The sequence below is a fragment of the Burkholderia cepacia GG4 genome (assembly GCF_000292915.1).
Classification (GTDB): Bacteria; Pseudomonadota; Gammaproteobacteria; order Burkholderiales; family Burkholderiaceae; genus Burkholderia; species Burkholderia cepacia_D.
Genome location: NC_018513.1, coordinates 3,180,281 through 3,193,638, shown reverse-complemented (window position 1 = coordinate 3,193,638; position 13,358 = coordinate 3,180,281). Strand labels below are relative to the sequence as shown.

Here is a 13,358-nt window from a genome sequence, read left to right as displayed (position 1 = left end):
CCAGAGTGAAGGACAGCGCTATTCTAATGGCTTTCCCGCCGGGTTCCGGCGAGGCATACCCAACCTTCGTGTTCGCGCCAGACCGAGATGTCGACGTAGCGCGCATAGACGGCCGCGACTTCGTCCGCCTGGCGCGCGAGCACGCCCGACAGCGCGATGCGCCCGCCCGGCTTCACCTTCGACGCGAGCATCGATGCCATCAGCTTCAGCGGATTCGACAGGATGTTCGCGACGACGATGTCGAATTCGTCGGCCGGGCACGCATCGGGCAGCCCGTACGTGACTTCCGCGTGGTTGCGCTCGCTGTTCTGCCGCGCCGATTCGACCGCCTGCGGATCGATGTCGATACCGACCACGGGGTTCGCCCCGCATTTCTTCGCGAGGATCGCGAGAATGCCGGAGCCGCAGCCGTAGTCGAGCACCGACTGGCCGGGCTTTACCGACTGCTCGAGCCATTCCATGCACAGACGCGTGGTGGGGTGGCTGCCGGTACCGAATGCGAGACCGGGGTCGAGTTCGAGGATCAGCGCGTCGGGATCGGGCGCGTCGTGCCACGACGGCACGACCCAGATCCGCTCGCCGATCGGGATCGGCTCGAATTGCGACTGCGTGAGCCGCACCCAGTCCTGTTCCTCGACTTCGCGCACGTCGAACCTGGGCGTCTCGGCGATGCCGATCTCGTTCGCGGCCGCCGCGAGCAGCACGGCCGGTTCGTGATCGGGCGACAGCAGCGCGACCACGCGCGAGTGCTGCCACGCGGTGCGGTCCGGCACGAGGCCCGGCTCGCCGAAGAGCGGCTGTTCGTCAGGCGTGTCGGCGTCGGCGTCCTCGACGGACACCGACAGCGCGCCGAGTTCGAGCAGCGCGTCGGACAGCGCCTCCGCATGCTCACGGGCCAGTTCGACGACGAGTTCGCGGTAACTCATGCTTACGCTTCTTCCGGTGCGACCTGCTGCTTCTGTGCGAGCCGGTTTTCGAGGTAGTGGATGCTGGTGCCGCCTTCGACGAACTTCGAGTCGATCATCAGCTCGCGGTGCAGCGGGATGTTGGTCTGGATGCCTTCGACCACCATTTCCGACAGCGCGATGCGCATCCGGCTGATCGCCTGCTCGCGGGTCGCGCCGTAGGTGATCAGCTTGCCGATCATCGAATCATAGTTCGGCGGCACGAAATAGCCATTGTACGCATGCGAGTCGACGCGCACGCCGGGGCCGCCCGGCGTATGCCACGACGTGATCCGGCCCGGCGACGGCGTGAACTTGAACGGATCTTCGGCGTTGATCCGGCATTCGATCGCATGTCCGCGGAACTGGATGTCGCGCTGGCGCAGCGTGAGCTTCTCGCCGGCCGCGATGCGGATCTGTTCCTGCACGATGTCGACGCCCGTGATCAGCTCCGATACCGGATGCTCGACCTGCACGCGCGTGTTCATCTCGATGAAGTAGAACTCGTTGTTCTCGTACAGGAATTCGAACGTGCCCGCGCCGAGGTAGCCCATCTTCTTGCATGCGTCGGCGCAGCGGTCGCCGATGCGCTCGATCAGGCGGCGCGGAATGCCGGGTGCCGGCGCTTCCTCGATCACCTTCTGGTGACGGCGCTGCATCGAGCAGTCGCGTTCGCCGAGCCAGATCGCGTTCTTGTGCGCGTCCGACAGCACCTGGATTTCGATGTGGCGCGGGTTCTCGAGGAACTTCTCCATGTACACCTGCGGGTTGCCGAACGCACGGCCGGCTTCCTCGCGGGTCATGTTGACCGCGTTGACGAGCGCGGCCTCGGTGTGCACGACGCGCATCCCGCGCCCGCCACCGCCGCCCGCTGCCTTGATGATGACCGGATAGCCGATCGCGCGCGCAATCTTCACGATCTCCTTCGGATCGTCCGGCAACGCGCCTTCCGAACCCGGCACGCACGGCACGCCGGTCTTGATCATGGTCTGCTTCGCGGTGACCTTGTCACCCATCATGCGGATCGTTTCCGGGCGCGGGCCGATGAACGTGAAGCCCGACTGCTCGACGCGCTCCGCGAAGTCGGCGTTCTCCGACAGGAAGCCGTAACCGGGGTGGATCGCCTCGGCGTCGGTGACTTCCGCGGCGCTGATCAGCGCCGGCATGTTCAGATAGCTCAGGTTCGACGGGGCGGGGCCGATACAGACGGCTTCGTCCGCGAGGCGCACGTACTTGGCTTCCTTGTCGGCTTCCGAGTAGACGACCACCGTCTTGACGCCGAGCTCGCGGCACGCACGCTGGATGCGTAGCGCGATTTCACCGCGGTTGGCAATGAGGATTTTTTCAAACATAGCGAGTATTCGTCTCTTCGAGGGGCGCGCGAACGGCGCCTGGCGAGCATCGGCGGCGCGCGGCCGGCAGGCCGCGCGGCGGACTTAGCCGATCACGAAAAGCGGCTGGCCGTATTCGACTGCCTGGCCGTTCTCGACGAGGATTTCCTTGATCACGCCGGCTTTGTCCGACTCGATCTCGTTGAGCAGCTTCATCGCTTCGATGATGCAGATCGTCTGGCCTTCCTTGACCGTGTCGCCGACCTGGACGAACGGGTCCGCGCCCGGCGACGGTGCGCGATAGAACGTGCCGACCATCGGCGACGTCACGACGTGGCCCTGCGGGACGGCCGGTGCGGCAGCGCCGCCTGCGGCCGGCGCGGCGGCGCCTTCGGTCGGCAGCGCGGCCGACGGAGCGGGCGCGCTGATTTGCGGGGCATACCCAGCCGTCGGCTGTACGTAGACCGGCGGTGCGTTCTTGACGATGCGCACCTTGCCTTCGCCTTCCGTCACTTCCAGCTCGGAGATGCCGGATTCGGAAACGAGGTCGATCAGAGTTTTCAGCTTACGAAGATCCATCGGGAATTCCCCTTTCAATACGTGAAAGCGCCGGGTGAGACCGGCGCTGAATCTAGATCGCGAAATCAGCCGCGCGACGTGCTTTGCAGCTTGTCCAGCGCGTACTCGAGCGCGTACAGATAACCTTTCCAGCCGAGCCCGCAGATCACGCCTTCGGCCTGGTCGGAAAAGTAGGAGTGATGCCTGAACGCTTCGCGGCGGTGCACGTTCGACAGATGAACCTCGACGAACGGGATGCCAACGCCGGCGATCGCGTCCCGGATCGCGACGCTCGTGTGCGTATACGCGGCGGGATTGATCAGGATGAAATCGGTCTGTTCCTCCCGCGCGGCCTGGATGCGGTCGACGAGCGCGCCTTCATGGTTGCTCTGGAACGACGACAGTTCGGCACCGGCTTCCTGCGCCCGCGCGGCAAGCGCCTGATCGATCTGCGCGAGCGTGACGCGGCCGTACACCTCCGGTTCCCGGGTGCCGAGAAGGTTCAGGTTGGGGCCGTGCAGCACCAGCAATCGTGTCATGGTCGCTTCTATTTCTGCGGAATTGCGCGAACTTTAGCGCTATTTAGAGAAATTTGTCTAGTTTTGCCGAACGGCCGTGCGCGCCGGACCTGCAAGAATTACCGGTGCGGATCCAAAGTATCGGCGAATTGACGTGAAATTGCGGCGATCGACGCATAAATCACCGCCAACGTGCGGGCGACCGTTCAGGGCGATCACAACGCGTCGAGGGTCTTTTTCAGCTCGGCCGGTTGGATTTGTCCTAATTTTGTCTCGCGAATTTTGCCGGTTTCGTCGATGACGACCGTAAACGGGAGTGCGCCGGCCGTATTTCCGAAATTGCGGGCCAGATCGGCGCCCGCATAACCGCTGACGAACACCGGATAGTCGACCTTCACCTTCTGCAGAAAATTCTTCACGTTCTGGTCGGAATCGACGCCGATCCCGATGAAGCGGATGCCTTTTTGCTTGTATTGATGCGACAGCGCGACGAGCTCGGGCATTTCCTCGACGCACGGCCCGCACCACGAAGCCCAGAAATTGACCACGACCTTCTGGCCCTTGAAGGAAGCCAGCGTGGCCGGCTTGCCGTCGAGGCCCGTCAGCGACGCGGCCCACAACTGGTCGACGGGGCTGCCCTGTGCGGCGGGCGTGGCGGGTGCGGCGACGGCGACGCCGTCGTCGGCGCTGCCGACGCGGAACCAATGGCCGGCGGCGATCCCGCCGGCGACGGCGGCGGCCGCGACGACCGCGAGCGCCAACATGCGTTTCATCATCATCGTTGAATCATTCCGGTTCGGAAGGGGCTTTGCCTGCCTCGACCAGCGCGCGCAATGCGGCGGCGTCCGCGCGGGCGACCCGGCCGCGTGCGTCGGCCTTGACCGCGCCGCGCAGGTCGTCGCTCGCGTAGAGCGCGACGTGTATGCCGATCGCGTCCACGTCGCGCCGCGGGCGCCACAGGAAGCTGAGCGTCTCGACGTCGGCGCGACCGGCGAAATGCCGCGTCTCGGAGACGTCGTACTGGACGTTCTGGTTCAGCAGGTAGATCGCGACGTCCTTCGGGTTGTCGGTGAATATCTGCAAATGGATGTCCGAATGCTCGTTCGCGGTGCCATTGAGCACCGCGCCCGTCACATACGGATTGAACTCGGCGAGCCGGCGCATCCAGTCGAGCGCGATCTCGCGCAGGCGGCGAAGTTCGTCCGGCTGCGTGTCGCTCTGGAACAAGGCGAGGTACTCGCGCAGTTCTTCCTCGATCAGGTCGTTATCCGGCAGCCATTCGCCGGCAACGCGCGAATCGCCGAACAGCTGGCGCGCAGCCTTGCGCTTCGCGCCGGCGTAATCGAGACCGTCCTCCGCGATCAGGCGGGCGGCGGACTGGGCGATTTCCTCGCGGGCGCGCCGCGGGTCGACAAGTGATTTGCGAGACATGATCCGGCAATCATACTCGATCGCCGCAGCGCCCGAACGCGGTGCGGCTGCGCGCCGCCCGCCGCGCCCGGCGGCATCCGCGCGCATCGTTCGGGCTGCCGGGCACGACGGGCCGTCAGTTACAATGACGGTCTTTGTGTCGCGGCGAAAGTCGTTGGCCGGGCGGCCTGTCCGGCGAGCCGCAGACCTTCCTTTCCGAATCGACGGCGCCCGGCGGCGCGAAAGCATTCATCTATGCACATCCACATTCTTGGCATCTGCGGCACCTTCATGGGCGGTCTCGCCGTGCTCGCGCGCGAGGCGGGCCACACGGTGACGGGTTGCGACGCGGGGGTCTATCCGCCGATGAGCACGCAGCTCGAGGCGCAGGGCATCACGCTGATCGAAGGCTACGGCGCCGAGCAGATCGACCTGAAGCCCGACCTGTTCGTGATCGGCAACGTCGTCACGCGCGGCAACCCGCTGATGGAGGCGATCCTCGATCGCGGCCTGCCTTATGTATCGGGCCCGCAATGGCTCGGCGAGCACGTGCTGGCCGGCAAGTGGGTGCTCGCGGTCGCGGGCACGCACGGCAAGACGACCACTTCGTCGATGCTCGCGTGGCTGCTGGAGGATGCCGGCCTGAACCCGGGCTTCCTGATCGGCGGCGTGCCGCTGAATTTCGGCGTATCGGCGCGCCTGACCGATTCGAGCTTCTTCGTGATCGAGGCCGACGAATACGATACGGCGTTCTTCGACAAGCGCTCGAAGTTCGTCCACTACCGGCCGCGCACCACGGTGCTCAACAATCTCGAATTCGATCACGCCGACATCTTCCCGGATCTCGCCGCGATCGAAACGCAATTCCATCATCTGGTGCGCACCGTGCCGGGCGTCGGCCGGATCGTCACGAACGGCCGCTCGGACGCGCTGGAGCGCGTGCTCGCGCGCGGCTGCTGGAGCGAGGTCGAGCGTTTCGGCGTCGACGGCGGCTGGCAGGCGCTGCCGGCCGAGGACGGCGTGCCGGTCGACGAACGGTTCGCGGTGTATTCGCAGGCCGAGCGCGTCGGTGAAGTCGCGTGGCAGGTGCAGGGCGACCACAACCGGATGAACGCGCTCGCGGCGATCGCCGCCGCGCGCCACGTCGGCGTGCCGCCCGCGCAGGCGGCGGAATCCCTCGCGGCGTTCCGCAACGTGAAGCGGCGCATGGAAGTGCGCGGCAGCGTCGACGGCGTGACCGTCTACGACGACTTCGCGCACCACCCGACCGCGATCGAGACCACGATCGCCGGCCTTCGTGCGCGCATCGGCCGCCAAAATTCCCGCATTCTCGCGGTGCTCGAGCCACGTTCGAACACGATGAAGCTCGGCGTGATGAAGGCGCAACTGCCGGCCAGCCTGGCCGACGCCGATCTTGTGTTCGGCTACGGCGCGCCGACCGGGCGCGACGCGCTCGGCTGGAACCTGGGCGACGCGCTCGCGCCGCTCGGCGACAAGGCACGCGCGTTCGACGATCTCCACTTGCTGGTGAAGTCGGTCGTCGCGGCGGCGCGCCCCGGCGACCACGTGCTCGTGATGAGCAACGGCGGTTTCGGCGGCGTGCACCAGAAGCTGCTCGACGCGCTCGGGAGCCGCGCGTGATCCTGTACCTGCATGGGTTCCGGTCGTCGCCGGAGTCGCAGAAGTCGCGGCTGCTCGCGGCGCGCATGGCCGAGCTCGGCCGCATGCACGAGTGGCGATGCCCGTCGCTGTCGGTGTCGCCGCTCGACGCGATCGCCGTCGCGGAAGCGGAGGTGGCCGGTGCGCGCGACGTGACGGTGATCGGCAGCTCGCTCGGCGGCTACTACGCGACCTGGCTCGCCGAAAAGCACGGCTGGAAGGCGGTGCTGCTGAATCCGGCGATCGTGCCGCAGCGCGATCTCGAACAATATCTGGGCGAACAGCCGCTGTGGCACGGCGGCGGGTCGATCGTCGTCGAACGCCATCACCTGCACGAGCTCGATGTGCTGCGCGTGCCGGCGATTTCGCGCCCCGAACGCTACTATCTGTTCGCGGCGACGGGCGACGAAGTGCTGGACTACCGCGAGATGCTCGCCCATTACCCGGGCGCGAAAACGCGGGTGATCGACGGCAGCGATCACGGAATCAGCGAATTTGCCGACTATGTCGACGACGTTCTCGCCTTTTGCGACGACACGACGTCATGAACCCGGCGTCATGCCGATCGAATTCCCATCATCATCCGGCGCCGCCGACGCGGCGCCCGGCAGTCTGAACGAGAGTACTGAGTGAACGTTTTCTTCGAGGAATCGGGCAGTTTCAAGGCGGGCAGCGTGCTGTCGCGCCAGGGCGACGCGTTTCAGGTCGAGTTGCCCGGCGGGCGGCGGGCGAAGGTGCGCGCAAAGGACGTGCTGATCGAATTCGACAAGCCGGCCGCGGGCGAGCTGATGCAGGAAGCCGATACGGCCGCGCAGCAGATCGACCTGGATTTCCTGTGGGAATGCGCGCCGGCCGAGGAGTTCGCGTACACGGCGCTGGCCGCCGAGTACTTCGGCGCGACGTACGGCCCGGTCGAGCGCGCGGCGCTGGTGTTGCGGCTGCACGGCTCGCCCGTCTACTTCCGCCGCAAGGGGCGTGGCCAGTACCAGCGCGCGCCGGAAGAGCAGCTCAAGATGGCGCTCGCGTCGCTCGAGCGCAAGCGTCAGCAGGCGCTCGTCCAGGCGCAGTATGAAGAGGAACTGAAGGCCGGCAAGCTGCCGGAAGCGTTCGCGGGCAAGGTGCTCGGGATGCTGACGCGGCCGGACAAGAACGCGATCGAATACAAGGCGCTCGAGGCCGCGGCCGGCGCGCGCGGCGTGTCGCCGGCGCGGCTGATGCTGGACTGCGGCGGCATCGAGTCGCCGCGTGCGCTGCACGAGGCGCGCTTCCTCGCGGAATTCTTCCCGCACGGCACGGGCTTCCCGGCCGTCACGGTCGGCCCGCTGCCGGACGACCTGCCGCGCGCGGACGTCGAGGCGTTCTCGATCGACGACATCACGACGACCGAAATCGACGACGCTTTCTCGGTCGAGCACCTGTCCGACGGTCGCGTGCGGATCGGCGTGCACATCGCGGCGCCGGCGCTTGGCGTCGTGCGCGGCGATGCGGTCGACGCGATCGCGCGCGCGCGCCTGTCGACCGTCTACATGCCGGGCGACAAGATCACGATGCTGCCGGACGACGTCGTCGACGTGTTCACGTTGAAAGAGGGCGATTACCGCCCGGCGCTGTCGCTGTACATCATCGTCAACCGCGAGACGCAGGACATCGTCGCGAACGAGACGCGCGCCGAACTCGTGTTCGTGAAGAACAACCTGCGCCACAACACGCTCGACGAGCTCGTCAACGAAGAGACGCTCGCGGCCGGCACCGGCGACTACCCGCACAAGGACGACATCGCCGTGCTGTGGCCGCTCGCGCAGGCGCTGTTCGAGAAGCGCCAGGTCGCACGCGCGGGTTACGGGTTGAAGCGCGAAGTGCAGCGCAACACCGACTACAACTTCTACGTCGAAGGCGAGCGCGTGTCGATCACGCCGCGCCGCCGCGGGTCGCCGCTCGACCTGATCGTGTCGGAGCTCGCGATCCTCGCGAACTCGACGTGGGGCGCGTTCCTGCACGATCACACGGTGCCCGGCATCTACCGCTCGCAGCGCGGCTTCGGCGCGCCGGGCCCGAAGCGCACGCGGATGCAGACGTCGGCCGCGCCGCACGAAGGTCTCGGCGTCGCGCAGTATGCATGGAGCACATCGCCGCTGCGCCGCTATGTCGACCTCGTGAACCAGTGGCAGCTGCTCGCGTGCGTGCAGCACGGCGTCACCGCGAAGCTCGCCGCGCCGTTCAAGCCGAAGGACGCCGATCTGTACGCGGTCGTGCAGGGCTTCGACGACACCTATTCCGCGTACGCCGACTATCAGCGCCGGATGGAGTATTTCTGGTGCCTGCGCTGGCTCGCGCAGGAGCAGAAGAAGCACGTCGTCGCGAGCGTCGTGAAGGGCGATCTCGTGCGCCTCGAGGAAATTCCGCTGCTCCTGCACGTGCCGGGCCTCGGCGTGCATGCACGCGGCACGCGCGTGCTGCTCGACGTGATGTCGCTCGACGAGCTGACGATCGAGGCGTCGGTGCGGCTGCTAAACGTGCTCGACGCGCCGACCGTGACGAGCGGCGATGCGGCGGATGAAGAGGAAGAGACCGAAGGCGGCGACGATACGCTGGTCGATGCGCAAGACGCGTCGGCGGAATCCGAGGCCGAAGCGCTGGCCGAGTCGGACGGCGTGACGGCCGAAGGCGGCGAGGCCGCGAACGCCAACAGCCAGGCAAGCGAAGAGGGGCGCGCATCATGAGCGCAGTCGCGTCGACGAGCGGTGCCGACCGCTACGTGGTGTTCGGCAATCCGGTGGCGCACAGCAAGTCGCCGTTCATCCACGCGCAGTTCGCCGCGCAGACGGGCGAGGCGATCGTCTACGAGCACCGGCTCGCGCCGGTCGACGGCTTCGAGGCCGCCGTGCGCGCGTTCATCGCCGAAGGCGGCCGCGGCGCGAACGTGACGGTGCCGTTCAAGCTCGACGCGCATGCGCTCGCCGACACACTGTCGCCGCGCGCGGCGGCGGCGGGCGCGGTGAACACGCTGCGCATCGACGCCGACGGCCGCATCCATGGCGACAACACCGACGGCGTCGGCCTCGTGCGCGACATCGAGTCGAATCTCGGCGTGTCGCTCGCGGGCGCGCGCATCCTGCTGCTCGGCGCGGGCGGCGCCGCGCGAGGCGTCGTGCTGCCGCTGCTCGACCGCGCGCCGCTGTCGATCACGATCGTGAACCGCACGGCGAGCAAGGCCGAGGCGCTCGTCGGCCAGTTCACGCAGGCCGCGCACGATGCGGGCTGCACGCTCGCGGGCGGCGGTCCCGACGTGGTGCGCGCGGAGCCGTACGACGTGGTGATCAACGCGACGGCCGGCAGCCTCGATGCGGCGCTGCCGGAGTGCGACGCGGCCGCGTTCGGCGCGGGCACGCTCGCGTACGACATGATGTACGGTGCGCAGCCGACCGTGTTCATGCAGCATGCGGCGTCGCTCGGCGCGCGCACGGCCGACGGGCTGGGGATGCTGGTCGAGCAGGCGGCCGAATCGTTCTTCATCTGGCGCGGCGTGCGGCCGGATGGTGCACCGGTGCTGGCCGCGCTGCGTCAGGCGCTCGCGGCGACCTGAGCGGAGCACGGCAGGTGGTGGCGGTAAGCGGCACGCAGCACGCGCGGACGATCAGCCCGACCCGCTGGATCGTCTATGCGGGTTCGGTGTTCGCGGGCGCATGGTTCGCGACGCAGCTGTTCTATCTCGTGCAGATCGCGCTGTGGTCGTTCGTGAATCCCGGTTCGACCGCGTTCATGCGCACCGACGCGTGGTGGCTGTCGCGCGACAAGCCGCCCGCGCAGATCCAGCACCGGTGGGTGCCGTACGACCAGATCTCGCGCAACCTGAAGCGCGCGCTGATCGCGTCGGAGGATTCGACCTTCGCGACCAACAACGGCTACGACGTCGACGCGATCCTGCAGGCGTGGGAGAAGAACAAGGCGCGCGGCCGGATCGTCGCGGGCGGCTCGACGATCACGCAGCAGCTCGCGCGCAACCTGTTCCTGTCGCGCGAGAAGAGCTACATCCGCAAGGGGCAGGAGCTGATCATCACGTGGATGCTCGAGACGGTGCTCGACAAGGAGCGGATCTTCGAGATCTACCTGAATTCGGTCGAATGGGGGCGCGGCGTGTACGGTGCCGAGGCCGCCGCACGCTATTACTACAGGATTCCCGCGAGCCGGCTCGGCGCGTGGCAGTCGGCGCGCCTCGCGGTGATGCTGCCGAAGCCGCGCTGGTTCGACGCGCACCGCGGCTCGGCCTACCAGGCGCAGCGCGCGGCCGTGATTGCCCGCCGGATGGGCGCGGCCGAGCTTCCGCAATCGCAGTGAGCGGCGCGCTCGCGCCGTCGCATTGTCCGTTCTGTCGCCGGCGCGCCGATGGTGCGCTGCAGCGCATTCACGCCGCCCCCATTTCGGGTCACATCCATTAGACGAAATCGTCTATTTCGGTTTGCTGAGCAATGCCCGCGGCCGCGCGACTTTGTTTGCCGATATGGCGCGAAATTCGCGGGGTTTTAGTGGCGCCGGGTAAACACAAAAGCCGCTGAAAGCCACGTGAAATGCAACGGTTCGTGAATCGAAGCATTCCTGAAAGGTGTGCACTGCACCGAGCGCCGATCAAATATTTCCAAATTTTTCAAAGCCCACCCGCTCGCGTATATTGGCCAGCGCCTCGGCTTATCGGCCGCATTCGAGGCGGGGGGCGGCTTACCCGGCTGCTCGACACAAAAAACATACGAGAGAAGGAAAGCAACGATGCCAGCGAGCAAAGCGAAGCTGTTGTTGGGGGTTGTGTTCTCTTCGCTGATTCTGACGGCCTGCAACGACGACGTGACGTCGTCCGCCGCGGCAGGTGCCGACAATTCAGCCGATCCCGCCGCACAGGTGGACAGGCCGTACAACGATCCCAACAGTTATTCGTCGAGTGCGACCGCATCGCTCGACGCGTCCGCCGCGGTTGAAAAGGCCGCCATCACCCATCACCAGATCACGCTGAACGGCAAGACGATCCGTTACACGGCCACCGCCGGCCATCTCGTCGCACGCAATCCGCAGACGGGCGCGCCCGAAGCATCGTTCTTCTACGTCGCCTACACGGCCGACAACCAGCCTGCGGCGAAACGGCCCGTCACGTTCCTGTACAACGGCGGCCCCGGCTCGGCATCGGTATGGCTGCATCTCGGCTCGTTCGGTCCGAAGCGGATCCAGACCGGTGACCCGAATGCGAACGCGTCGACGTTCCCGTTCGTCGACAACGCGGAGAGCCTGCTCGACACGACCGACCTCGTGTTCGTCGACGCGATCGGCACCGGCTTCTCCGAGGCGATCGCGCCGAACACGAACCAGACGTTCTGGGGCGTCGACCAGGACGGCGGCGCGTTCCGCGACTTCGTGACGCGCTACCTCGCCGCGAACCAGCGCAACGATTCGCCGAAGTACCTGTTCGGCGAGTCGTACGGCACGCCGCGCACCGACGTGCTCGCGAACCTGCTCGAGACGGCCGGCGTGAAGCTCGCCGGCATCGTGCTGCAGTCGTCGATCCTGAACTACAACGCGAACTGCGACATGGCGAGCGACTATATCGGCAACTCGAACAACGGGTCGAGCCCGGTGAGCTGCGCGGGCTTCGTGCCGTCCTATGGCACCGTCGGCGCGTACTACCAGCTGGACAATCCGAACCCGTCGAGCCTGCCGCAGTATGCGGACCAGATGCGCCTGCTGACGGCCGGCAGCTACACGCCCGCCGTGAACGCGTATCTCGCGAGCCACACGCCGCCGTCGCCGACGCTCGTCACGACGATGGTGAATTCGACCGGCGTGAAGCAGTCGCTGTGGAATGCGGACTTCAACGTGGTTCCGACCTTCTTCGACAACAGCTTCCAGGTGGCGCTGATCCCGGGCACGCTGATCGGCCGCTACGACGCGCGCGTGAACGTGCCGTCGTCGAGCCCGCTCGCGGCGGACGGCGACCCGTCGAGCACGTTCATCACGAAGCCGTTCACCGACACGATCGGCAGCTACCTGCCGAACGTGCTGAAGTACAGCGCGCAGACGGCGTACTCGCTCAGCAGCAATGCGATCCAGACCTGGGACTGGACGCACGACGGCCTCGCGATGCCCGACACGATTCCCGATCTCGCGGCGGCGCTGACGCTGAATCCGTCGCTGAAGGTGCTGTCGCTGAACGGATATCACGACATCGCGACGCCGTTCTACCAGACCGAGCTCGACCTCGCGCGGCTCGGGTCGCAACCGAACCTGACGATCAAGGACTATCAGGGTGGACACATGGTCTATCTCGACGATACGTCGCGTCCGCAGGAGAAGGCCGACCTCGTGACCTTCTACAACGCGGCCGCGCACTGATGCGACAGGCGGGCCTGGCGACGCGCGCCCGTGGCGGCGCCGGTCGCCGACCGTCGACGACCTCATTCCAGACTGGAGCCTGACATGAAGAAACGTTTCATCGTCGTTGCCACGGCGCTCGCATGCGCCGGCGTTGCAGCATCCGTGTCCGCGTTCGCGCAGGCGAGCGACGCCGCCGCACCGGCGCGCGCACGCCAGGCGCAGCTCGGCGATCCGTACGTGCCGCCGGCCGCGCGCAAGCCGACCGCCGGCACGCAGACGACCGGCGCCGCGCTGCACGCGCAGGTGGTGCGCAAGCTCGCGCAGCAGTTCGGCGCGGCCGACACGCAGAACACCGGTTCGATCACCGAAGCACAGGCGCGCGCGGCCGGCCTCGGCTATGTCGCGAACCACTTCCGGCAGATCGACGCGAGCGGCAGCGGCCGCGTGTCGTTCTCCGACGTGCAGCACTACATGCAGGCGCGCAGCACGAACCAGCAGTAAGCGCGGCGCATGCGGGCAAACGGGGGCGGAACCTGCGACGCGGCGGGTTCCGCCCCCGTGCACATGGCGCGGCCGTTTCCCGT

At 66.9% G+C, this 13,358-nt stretch carries 13 protein-coding genes; 7 read left to right on the top strand and 6 right to left on the bottom strand.

Annotation, left to right across the window (positions count from 1 at the left end; genetic code table 11):
* Positions 1-23: 23 nt before the first annotated feature.
* The 6 genes from prmA to GEM_RS14485 form a co-directional block, all read right to left on the bottom strand.
* The gene (gene prmA / locus GEM_RS14510) at positions 24-926 is read right to left on the bottom strand and encodes a 50S ribosomal protein L11 methyltransferase (protein WP_014898145.1); all 903 of its coding nucleotides are present in this window, start codon (positions 924-926) and stop codon (positions 24-26) included.
* Between the two features lie 2 nt (positions 927-928).
* On the bottom strand, positions 929-2,296 hold the full coding sequence (accC, locus tag GEM_RS14505; RefSeq protein WP_014898144.1) for an acetyl-CoA carboxylase biotin carboxylase subunit: 1,368 nt from the start codon (positions 2,294-2,296) through the stop codon (positions 929-931).
* 84 nt (positions 2,297-2,380) lie between these two features.
* Positions 2,381-2,854, bottom strand: coding sequence for an acetyl-CoA carboxylase biotin carboxyl carrier protein (accB, locus tag GEM_RS14500; RefSeq protein ID WP_014898143.1), 474 nt, complete (start codon positions 2,852-2,854; stop codon positions 2,381-2,383).
* Positions 2,855-2,919: 65 nt separating this feature from the next.
* Positions 2,920-3,372, bottom strand: coding sequence for a type II 3-dehydroquinate dehydratase (gene aroQ / locus GEM_RS14495; RefSeq protein WP_014898142.1), 453 nt, complete (start codon positions 3,370-3,372; stop codon positions 2,920-2,922).
* 194 nt (positions 3,373-3,566) lie between these two features.
* Positions 3,567-4,130 carry a TlpA family protein disulfide reductase gene (locus tag GEM_RS14490; protein ID WP_014898141.1) on the bottom strand — a complete coding sequence of 188 codons (564 nt, stop codon included), beginning with the start codon at positions 4,128-4,130 and terminating at the stop codon, positions 3,567-3,569.
* A gap of 7 nt (positions 4,131-4,137) precedes the next feature.
* Positions 4,138-4,782, bottom strand: coding sequence for a UDP-N-acetylmuramate--alanine ligase (locus GEM_RS14485; protein ID WP_014898140.1), 645 nt, complete (start codon positions 4,780-4,782; stop codon positions 4,138-4,140).
* A 234-nt stretch (positions 4,783-5,016) separates the two neighbouring features.
* Between GEM_RS14485 and mpl the strand changes: the two genes are divergently transcribed.
* From mpl to GEM_RS14450, 7 genes are all read left to right on the top strand, one after another.
* Positions 5,017-6,402, top strand: a complete 1,386-nt coding sequence (gene mpl / locus GEM_RS14480; protein WP_014898139.1) for a UDP-N-acetylmuramate:L-alanyl-gamma-D-glutamyl-meso-diaminopimelate ligase — start codon at positions 5,017-5,019, stop codon at positions 6,400-6,402.
* The gene (locus GEM_RS14475; protein ID WP_014898138.1) at positions 6,399-6,968 is read left to right on the top strand and encodes a YqiA/YcfP family alpha/beta fold hydrolase; all 570 of its coding nucleotides are present in this window, start codon (positions 6,399-6,401) and stop codon (positions 6,966-6,968) included. Before mpl ends, GEM_RS14475 begins: the two co-directional genes overlap by 4 nt.
* A gap of 81 nt (positions 6,969-7,049) precedes the next feature.
* Positions 7,050-9,140, top strand: a complete 2,091-nt coding sequence (locus GEM_RS14470; RefSeq protein WP_014898137.1) for an RNB domain-containing ribonuclease — start codon at positions 7,050-7,052, stop codon at positions 9,138-9,140.
* Positions 9,137-10,003: a shikimate dehydrogenase gene (aroE, locus tag GEM_RS14465; RefSeq protein WP_014898136.1), complete on the top strand. Its 867-nt coding sequence runs from the start codon at positions 9,137-9,139 to the stop codon at positions 10,001-10,003. Before GEM_RS14470 ends, aroE begins: the two co-directional genes overlap by 4 nt.
* A 14-nt stretch (positions 10,004-10,017) precedes the next feature.
* Positions 10,018-10,755, top strand: a complete 738-nt coding sequence (gene mtgA / locus GEM_RS14460) for a monofunctional biosynthetic peptidoglycan transglycosylase (protein WP_014898135.1) — start codon at positions 10,018-10,020, stop codon at positions 10,753-10,755.
* Positions 10,756-11,181: 426 nt separating this feature from the next.
* A complete protein-coding gene (locus GEM_RS14455) occupies positions 11,182-12,792 on the top strand; it encodes a S10 family peptidase (protein ID WP_014898134.1) in 1,611 nt (536 codons plus the stop codon).
* An 84-nt stretch (positions 12,793-12,876) separates the two neighbouring features.
* Positions 12,877-13,275: an EF-hand domain-containing protein gene (locus tag GEM_RS14450; RefSeq protein WP_014898133.1), complete on the top strand. Its 399-nt coding sequence runs from the start codon at positions 12,877-12,879 to the stop codon at positions 13,273-13,275.
* Positions 13,276-13,358 lie beyond the last annotated feature (83 nt).